Below are 7514 nucleotides of genomic sequence, written 5' to 3' on the forward strand. Positions count from 1 at the left end.
AGGGGTCGCGAACGTAGGGTGGAGCACGTCGAGGTCTTTCGGCGATGGTGAGCGTGAAGAACTTCCATCATCCGGGAGACCTCGACCCCTACCCGGCCACCGACGCGCTCAACCGACTACACCCTCGTTCGTGAAGAGCCAGTTTGGCCACTCCCGCCGCCCAGCTTCCATATTGCGTAGCCGAGCGCTTCGAGTGCCACGCCCATCTGCAGAAGACGGGCCTCGATCGTCGTTCCGCTCTGGAACATGGTGGTAACGGCAATCCAGGTTGGACGGGACCAGAGATTCCACTCTGTGGTCCACGACGTCAACTGCGCTGGGTCCGTGTCTGCGTATCGGAAGAGGGGTCGCGACTTGATGCGATCGAACGGCTCGCTCTGTCGCAGCGTTCGTCCGAATGTCGGTTCATACACCTCACGCCACGTCCGTCGTGAATCTCCCGGTTTGACGAATGGCTGGTCGTCTTCCCGTTTCACGGCCGCGATACGAGCAATGCACGGCTGGCCGTACACCAGGCACATCAGGTCCTGATACATGTGGTGGACCGCGGCATGCTCCTTCCAATCGATGAGAGCGTCTGACCTCGTTCGCAGCGTCGCCGTATCCGTGATGCTGTGCTCACTCGTCTTCGGCATCGGGTTGTGCGTGAAGGAGGATTTGATGGTGACGGCCGGCCGGCCGCCAAGATCGATCGCTTCGCGGTTCTGCGCCCTAATAACGACGGCGAGCGGATCCTTCTCGATGATCGTCTTGATTGTCGTCATTCCCGACCAAGTTGCGAGCCCGTCGATTTCTGTCGACATGCCGTCTACATACCCGTAGTCGGTCTCAACTTCGCCAGCTCGAACAACTCTGTCGGCGCGAATCCGGGTAGATCCCGTTCCGATCGTCGACACCGTCGTGCCGAGGTCTCGGCACCCGCCGAGGACCACCTCGCCGCGGGTGTCTCGAAACCGCAAGGAGGTTGGGGCGCTCGTCGATTCAGCCACCTCGTTCTTCCGGAAGAGCGTCCCGAAGTCGCCGACCGCGGGAATCAGGAGTTCAGCCCCTTCATCATCGAGACGCAGGAATGCGGGTGTCAGATGCGGGTCGATCCCCTCGAGATGACCAACGGACTCATTGCCGGACGAGAAGCGCGCAGACACCATCAGATGCTCTCACGCGTTGCGATCGCCCATTGCGCGGATGTCGGTCGTTCAGCGTGGCGCAACCAGCCACCGCTCGAGCGAGCCGCAGTCGTCGGGAATGTAGTGCTCGCTGGAGATCGTGTTGTCGTTCGGTCCGCCACCGCCGACTGCGATTGAGTCGCCCGGCTGGTAGACCTTGTCTCTCCAGCTCAGGGAGTTTCCATCCCATGTGGCTTCGCCAGCAGGAAACACTGGGACGACTTCGATTCCGTAGCTGGCCGCGACCACGATGCACGCACCTTGGAGCTCAAGCGTGCCCTCGAGCAGCGCGTCCATGCCGCCGCCACCGGCGCGGTAGGTCGCCAGAGGGCCGGTGTTGGGGACTTCAGTGGTGCCTGCGACGCACCCGGCGACTGACGCCGCGGCAAAACCGAGCGCCAGTGCGATTATCCACCGAAGCATGTTGCTGGCCATAACGTTGTGGTCACGTAGGAAGGTCGCGGCAGGAGGCTCCGCCTCTGCGCGCGTCATCTCGGATTGGCTACAGGTACCTGCAGACCTCGTCGGCGTTGCAGGTCTCGGGTTCGGGTTCTGCGGCTGCGTCGCGGAGGGCGGCAACGTTGTCGCGGAGGGAGACGAGATCCGAGATCTGGCGCTCAATGTCCTTCAGACGAACGTCTAGGAGGTCCCGGACGTGGCCGCAGGGAATCTCGCCTCCATCGCGGATGTCGAGGATCTGTTTGATCTGCGCGAGGGTAAGTCCGGCAGCCTGGCCGCGGTGGATGAAGTCGATCCGAGTCGCTGCTTCCGGATCGTAGTCGCGGTATCCCGACGCGGTGCGCTCGGCCGCGGGAAGCAGGCCCTGCTCCTCGTAGAACCGCAGGGTCTTGGCGGTGGTGCCGGCCGCCTCGGCGAGTTCGCCGATCCTCATCTGGGTCTCCGATGTGTCACAGGTCGCACTTGACCTTCCCCCGTACTGGAAGGTCCATTGTGGCTGCATCAAGAGCAATTCTCAAGACTCAGGGGAGGAATCGGGATGCAGTCCAGGTACGACCTTGCGATCATCGGATCGGGTGGCGCCGCGTTCGCCGCCGCCATCCGCGCGACCACGCTCGGCAAGTCGGTGGTGATGATCGAGCGCGGCACTTTCGGCGGCACGTGCGTGAACACCGGCTGCGTGCCGTCGAAGGCGCTCATCGCCGCCGCTGAGGCCCGCCAGACCGCTGCCGAGGCGGGCAACCGTTTCCCGGGGATCGCCACCACAGCGGACGACGTGGACATGCCCGCGCTGATCAGCAGCAAGCAGGACCTCGTCGAGGAACTTCGGGGTGAGAAGTACGTCGACGTCGCCGACGCCTACGGCTGGCAGATCCGCCACGGCGACGCTGCGTTCGCCGGCACGCCAGAAGCGCCCGTTCTTGAGGTCACCGCGACTGACGGTGCGGTCGAGACGATCGACGCTGATCACTACCTGGTCGCCACCGGCGCCAGCGCATGGGCCCCACCGATCGACGGTCTTGAGGAGGCCGGCTACCTGACCTCGACCACGGCGATGGAGTTGACCAAGGTTCCCGACTCGCTGCTGGTGCTCGGCGGCGGCTACGTCGCCTTGGAGCAGGCCCAACTGTTCGCCCGGCTCGGGTCGAAGGTCACCCTGCTGGTTCGTTCCCGGCTGGCGTCGAAGGAGGAGCCGGAGGTATCCAAGGCGCTGCAGGAGGTCTTCGCCGACGAGGGCATCCGCGTGGTCCGCCGTGCGGTCCCGACCCACGTTGCCCGTGACGACGTCAGGGGCCAGGTTGTTGTCACCGCTGACATCTCCGGCGGCGAGCAGGAATTCCACGCCGAACAGGTCCTCGTTGCCCTCGGCCGCCGACCGGTCACCGATGGGCTGAACCTCGATGCGGTGGAGGTGAAGACCGGCGACACGGGCGAGATCGTGGTCACCGACCAACTGCAGTCCTCCAACCCCCGGATCTGGGCAGCCGGCGACGTGACCGGGCACCCCGAGTTCGTCTACGTCGCCGCCCACCACGGCAACATGGTCGCCGAGAACACGTTCGCTGGCGCTGAGCGGTCGGTGGACCACAGCCGGCTGCCGCGGGTGACCTTCACCAGTCCGGCGATCGGCGCGGTCGGGATGACCGAGGCCCAGGTGCTCGCTGCCGGGATCCGCTGCGACTGCCGCGTCCTGCCGCTGGACTACGTGCCCCGGGCGCTGGTCAACCGCGACACCCGCGGCTTCATCAAGATCGTCGCCAACGCTGAGACCGGCGAGATCCTCGGCCTCACCGCCGTCGCCAAAGACGCCGGCGAGCTCGCCGCCGCCGGTGTCCACATCCTCGGCAAGACCGTCACCGAGGTCGCCGACGCATGGGCGCCCTACCTGACCATGACCGAAGGCATCCGGATCGCCGCCAAGGCCTTCACCACCGACATCTCCAAGCTGTCCTGCTGCGCGTGACCCGCAGCCGACAGCCTCCACCCGACTCATGAAGAAGGTACCGCCATGTCGGAGCTCACGACGCAACTGCCCGAACGACTCAACAACACCGAAGAGACCGGCCTTGACGCCGTCCTATTGATCCCGCTGCTGCGGCTGATCGTCGAGGGCGGCCCGGTCACCGTCGAGCAGTTCGCCGCGGCCGCCGGCCGTCCGGTCGACGACGTACGCACGGGTCTGGCCGCGGTGCCGGACACCGAGTACGACGACCAGGGCCGCATCATCGGCCAGGGCCTCACCCTGCGCCCCACCCCTCACCGGTTCACCGTGGCCGGTGAGGAGCTCTACACCTGGTGCGCCCTGGACACCCTGATCTTTCCGACCCTGCTCGAGCGCGCGGCGAGCGTGGAGTCGGTCTCCCCGACCAGCGGCGAGCCGATCCGGGTCACCATCGACCCCGTCGCCGGCGTCACCAGCGTCGAACCCGCCACCGCGGTGGTGTCGCTGGTCAACCCCGACCAGATCACCTCGATCCGGTCCTCCTTCTGCAACCAGGTCCACTACTTCACCTCCGATGAGGACGCCGCGGGCTGGCTGGCCGAGCACCCCCGCGCCGAGGTCGTGCCCGTGGCCGTTGCCTATCGGATCGGTACCGACCTCACGACCGGCTTCCTCAACCAGTTCCAGGCCAACGCGGCAGTGGCCGACGACGGCCACTGCCGCTGCTGACCAAGAACACCGAAGGGAACTCCACTCCGATGAAGTCCAACCACGACGACCAACCGGGAGGCAGCGGCCTGCTCCTCGGAGCCGGGGCCGCGCTGCTCATGGTCGCCTGCTGCGCCCTACTTCCCTTGCTCCTCGCCGGTGGTCTGCTGGCCAGTGTCGGCGGGTTCCTCGGCAACCCCTGGGTGATCGGCACCGGCATCGCCGTCCTGGTGCTCGCGGTCCTCGCGACCACGCGGCGCCGCAGCGGCGGCAACAACGCCAGGCATGGCTGTTGCCCGCCTGTGAACTCCACCCACCCCAGCGACACGAAGGACGACCAGAACCGATGACGCTTACCCGCACCCGCCGCGCGACCCTCTCGGTCGCCGGCCTCCTGCTTGCAGGCTCCCTGGCTCTGACCGCCTGCGGAAACACCGACGCCACACCAGCCGCAGATGCGGGCACGCCAGCGGCGGTTACTAGCATCGACGGCCAGATGGTCAGCCTGCCCGCCAGCGGGAAGCCGACCGCGGTGTTCTTCTTCTCCGTCGGCTGCGGCGAATGCGTTGAAGGCGTCCGCTCCCTCGGCGAGGCCGCCACCGCTGCCGAGAAGTCGGGTGCTGGGGCGAGCTTCCTCGCCGTCGACATGGACCCCGGCGAGTCCAAGGAGACCATCGAGGGATTCATGGAGTACGTCGACGCCGAACACGTCCCGGCCGCCATAGACGAGGGTGCCGCCTTGTCCCAGCGATTCGACGTTGCCGCCCTGTCCACCCTCATCGTCATCGACGGCGACGGCAAGGTGACCTTCCGTGCCACCGAGCCCGACGCGAAGACGATCACCGCCGAACTCGTCAAGGCCGGAGCCTGATCCATGGGCGGATTGCTCAGCCTCGCCTTCGCCGCCGGCATGGTGGCGCCGGTCAACCCATGCGGGTTCGCGCTGCTGTCGGCCTGGATCAGCCAGACCCTCGGCGACGCTGACGCCTCGCCCGTCCCGGTGCGACTGCTGAGGGCCCTGCGGTCCGGAATCGCACTGGCGATCGGGTTCGCCGGCACCCTCGCAGCTGCGGGCCTGCTGGTGAGCGCCGGGGCTCGGGGCCTGATCCAGGCAGCGCCCAAACTCGGTCTCGCCGTAGGCGTCCTACTGGTGCTCCTCGGCCTGTGGATGCTGGCCGGCCGTTCGATCTCCGTGCGGTTGCCCCGGATCACCGGCCGAGCAACCGAAGGCCTCCCGCCAACCGCCCGGATGCTGGTCTTCGGGATCGGCTACGCCCTCGCCTCCCTGTCGTGCACCTTCGGAGTGATCCTTGCTGTCATCGCCCAGGCACAGGCCACCGCCAGCTACGCGGGGCTGCTGCTGGTCTTCGGTGTCTACGCCGCCGGCTCAGCCAGCATCCTGCTGCTGCTCGCACTCGCGACCACCGCCGCGGGTACCGGCCTAACCCGCCACGTCGCACGCCTCGGGAGTTATGGCCCCCGGATCACCGGCGCCGTCTTGCTGCTCACCGGCGTCTACCTCGCGTGGTACTGGTGGCCCGCCGCCACCGCCGACAACAACCTCGTCGCGACCGGCCGTGCCGGCGGTGTCGCCAGGCTCTCAACGACCCTGTCCGGCTGGGTTCAGGCTCACACGGCGCCGATCGCGGCGCTCGCGGTCATCTCCCTCCTCGTAGTACTCGCCCTTGGCGCCGCCCATAGGCGGCGTCGAGCCAGTTCCGAATCGCCGGAGGCCTGCTGCGACACCACGAACGTCGGCCTCGGCGTGTCAGGCGGCGACCACGAGGGTCAGTAGCCGACGGCTGAATGGGGGGCTTGGTCCGGGACTCAGCGACTCGACTGGAACATTCTTCGAAGGACGTGCATGACTCACCGCAACTCGCCACTGTCAGTCGAGGGACGTCGGCGGCTGGTCGAGCGTTGCAAGACCCGGCCAATCGCTCACGTGGCAGCTGAGATGGGAATCTCCCGCGCTACCGCGTCAAAGTGGGTCCATCGCCATCGTGAGTTCGGTGAGGTCGGTCTGCTCGACCGCTCATCGACGCCTAAGCAATCCCCGACAGCCACCCCCAACGTCGTTGTTCGCGAAGTCGAACGCATGCGGCGCGAGCACAAGTGGTCAGCGGCTCGGATCACGTTCGAGCTCGAACAGGTCGGCATTCAGATCAGTCGGCGCACGGTGAGTCGCATCCTCACCGACCTGCAGCTCAACCGGCGCCGCTTCATCGACCCGACCGGGGAAAGTAACCGCGAAGCGAGGAAGATTGTCGCTCGGTGCCCCGGCCACATGGTTCACCTGGACGTCAAGAAGGTCGGCCGAATCCCCGATGGCGGCGGATGGCGGGCTCATGGCAAGGACAGCCCGGAAGCTCGCGCCGTCGCGCGGACGAAAACCCGCGGCACGCGAGCCGGCTACGTCTACCTCCACTCAGCGATTGACGGCTACTCACGCCTCGCGTACACCGAGGCTTTGCCGAACGAGCAGGCCGCGACGGCCGTTGCGTTCCTCGCGCGAGCGCGGGCATGGTTCGCGGCTCATGGCATCACGCACATCGAACGGATCGTGACCGACAACGGATCCTGTTACCGCGCCTCAGCGTTCGCCGATGCACTGGCCGGGTCGCGGCACCAACGGATCACGCCCTACACGCCCCGCCACAACGGAAAGATCGAGCGGTACAACCGGATCCTTGCCGAAGAGTTCCTCTATGCACGGACATGGACCTCAGAAGACGAACGCGCCAACGCCCTCGAGCGCTGGAACCTGCACTACAACTACCACCGCCCGCACGGTGCCGCGGACGGTCAGCCGCCGGCCACGCTCGTGCCAATTCGCGTCAACAACGTCCTGGCCTCATACAGCTAGCTGCGTCAGCCGATGACCCGGCTTCGGTCAGGACATGGTCAACATGGGTCTCGAGGCATGTGACGGGGATTACATTCCTCTCGACCATCCCCTGAGGTCCGCTCAAAGGAGAGCAACTATGCGAGTGTCCCGTCCCCTGGCCGCCGTCGGCAGCCTGCCCGTCCTCACCCTCGTCGCCACCATCGCGGTCGGCGCACCAGCCGGCGCTGCGGCCCAGCCACGTTACGTGGCGCTCGGCGACTCGTACTCCTCCGGCACCGGCACCCGCGCTTACCTCGCCGACGGCACGTCGTGCCAGCGGTCCGTGCGCGCGTATCCCTCGCTCGTCGCGGCGGCCGGCGGGCTGAGCCTCAACCTTCGCGCCTGCTCCGGC

Annotated in this window: 9 protein-coding genes and 1 pseudogene; 7 read left to right on the top strand and 3 right to left on the bottom strand. The window is 66.8% G+C overall.

Going from position 1 to position 7514, the window contains the following annotated elements; translation table 11 throughout:
* Positions 1-116 precede the first annotated feature (116 nt).
* The 3 genes from ACHFGS_RS05125 to ACHFGS_RS05135 are packed head-to-tail and all read right to left on the bottom strand — an operon-like array spanning position 117 to position 2058.
* Entirely contained in the window at positions 117-1145 is a 1029-nt protein-coding gene (locus tag ACHFGS_RS05125) for a hypothetical protein (protein WP_394278955.1), read from the bottom strand.
* A gap of 51 nt (positions 1146-1196) precedes the next feature.
* The gene (locus ACHFGS_RS05130) at positions 1197-1658 is read right to left on the bottom strand and encodes a hypothetical protein (RefSeq protein WP_394278954.1); all 462 of its coding nucleotides are present in this window, start codon (positions 1656-1658) and stop codon (positions 1197-1199) included.
* Between the two features lie 10 nt (positions 1659-1668).
* Positions 1669-2058 (bottom strand): heavy metal-responsive transcriptional regulator, encoded by a 390-nt coding sequence (locus tag ACHFGS_RS05135; RefSeq protein WP_040347802.1) that lies wholly within the window; start codon positions 2056-2058, stop codon positions 1669-1671.
* 105 nt (positions 2059-2163) lie between these two features.
* On the opposite strand from ACHFGS_RS05135, the gene merA reads away from it, so the two are divergent.
* From merA to ACHFGS_RS05170, 7 genes and pseudogenes are all read left to right on the top strand, one after another.
* Positions 2164-3588: a mercury(II) reductase gene (gene merA / locus ACHFGS_RS05140; protein ID WP_005882720.1), complete on the top strand. Its 1425-nt coding sequence runs from the start codon at positions 2164-2166 to the stop codon at positions 3586-3588.
* 45 nt (positions 3589-3633) lie between these two features.
* Positions 3634-4296 carry an organomercurial lyase MerB gene (merB, locus tag ACHFGS_RS05145; protein WP_155048750.1) on the top strand — a complete coding sequence of 221 codons (663 nt, stop codon included), beginning with the start codon at positions 3634-3636 and terminating at the stop codon, positions 4294-4296.
* Positions 4297-4325: 29 nt separating this feature from the next.
* Complete coding sequence (locus ACHFGS_RS05150) at positions 4326-4625, top strand: hypothetical protein (protein WP_005882715.1); 300 nt, start codon at positions 4326-4328, stop codon at positions 4623-4625.
* Positions 4622-5146 carry a TlpA disulfide reductase family protein gene (locus ACHFGS_RS05155; RefSeq protein WP_005882713.1) on the top strand — a complete coding sequence of 175 codons (525 nt, stop codon included), beginning with the start codon at positions 4622-4624 and terminating at the stop codon, positions 5144-5146. The genes ACHFGS_RS05150 and ACHFGS_RS05155 overlap by 4 nt, the downstream gene beginning before the upstream one ends.
* 3 nt (positions 5147-5149) lie before the next feature.
* The gene (locus ACHFGS_RS05160; protein WP_394289245.1) at positions 5150-6070 is read left to right on the top strand and encodes a cytochrome c biogenesis CcdA family protein; all 921 of its coding nucleotides are present in this window, start codon (positions 5150-5152) and stop codon (positions 6068-6070) included.
* Positions 6071-6139: 69 nt separating this feature from the next.
* Positions 6140-7141, top strand: a complete 1002-nt coding sequence (locus tag ACHFGS_RS05165) for an IS481 family transposase (protein ID WP_175338888.1) — start codon at positions 6140-6142, stop codon at positions 7139-7141.
* Positions 7142-7259: 118 nt separating this feature from the next.
* A pseudogene (locus tag ACHFGS_RS05170) lies at positions 7260-7514 on the top strand (SGNH/GDSL hydrolase family protein); the annotation flags it as partial.

This window comes from Microbacterium sp., from assembly GCF_043427715.1.
Lineage (GTDB): Bacteria > Actinomycetota > Actinomycetes > Actinomycetales > Microbacteriaceae > Microbacterium.

What these genes read in the sequence shown, in the direction of transcription:
- ACHFGS_RS05160 (WP_394289245.1), top strand. Translation starts at nt 5,150, where the DNA reads ATGGGCGGATTGCTCAGCCTCGCCTTCGCCGCCGGCATGGTGGCGCCG.
- merB (WP_155048750.1), top strand. Translation starts at nt 3,634, where the DNA reads ATGTCGGAGCTCACGACGCAACTGCCCGAACGACTCAACAACACCGAA.
- merA (WP_005882720.1), top strand. Translation starts at nt 2,164, where the DNA reads ATGCAGTCCAGGTACGACCTTGCGATCATCGGATCGGGTGGCGCCGCG.
- ACHFGS_RS05135 (WP_040347802.1), bottom strand. Translation starts at nt 2,058, where the DNA reads ATGAGGATCGGCGAACTCGCCGAGGCGGCCGGCACCACCGCCAAGACC.
- ACHFGS_RS05150 (WP_005882715.1), top strand. Translation starts at nt 4,326, where the DNA reads ATGAAGTCCAACCACGACGACCAACCGGGAGGCAGCGGCCTGCTCCTC.
- ACHFGS_RS05155 (WP_005882713.1), top strand. Translation starts at nt 4,622, where the DNA reads ATGACGCTTACCCGCACCCGCCGCGCGACCCTCTCGGTCGCCGGCCTC.
- ACHFGS_RS05165 (WP_175338888.1), top strand. Translation starts at nt 6,140, where the DNA reads ATGACTCACCGCAACTCGCCACTGTCAGTCGAGGGACGTCGGCGGCTG.
- ACHFGS_RS05130 (WP_394278954.1), bottom strand. Translation starts at nt 1,658, where the DNA reads ATGACGCGCGCAGAGGCGGAGCCTCCTGCCGCGACCTTCCTACGTGAC.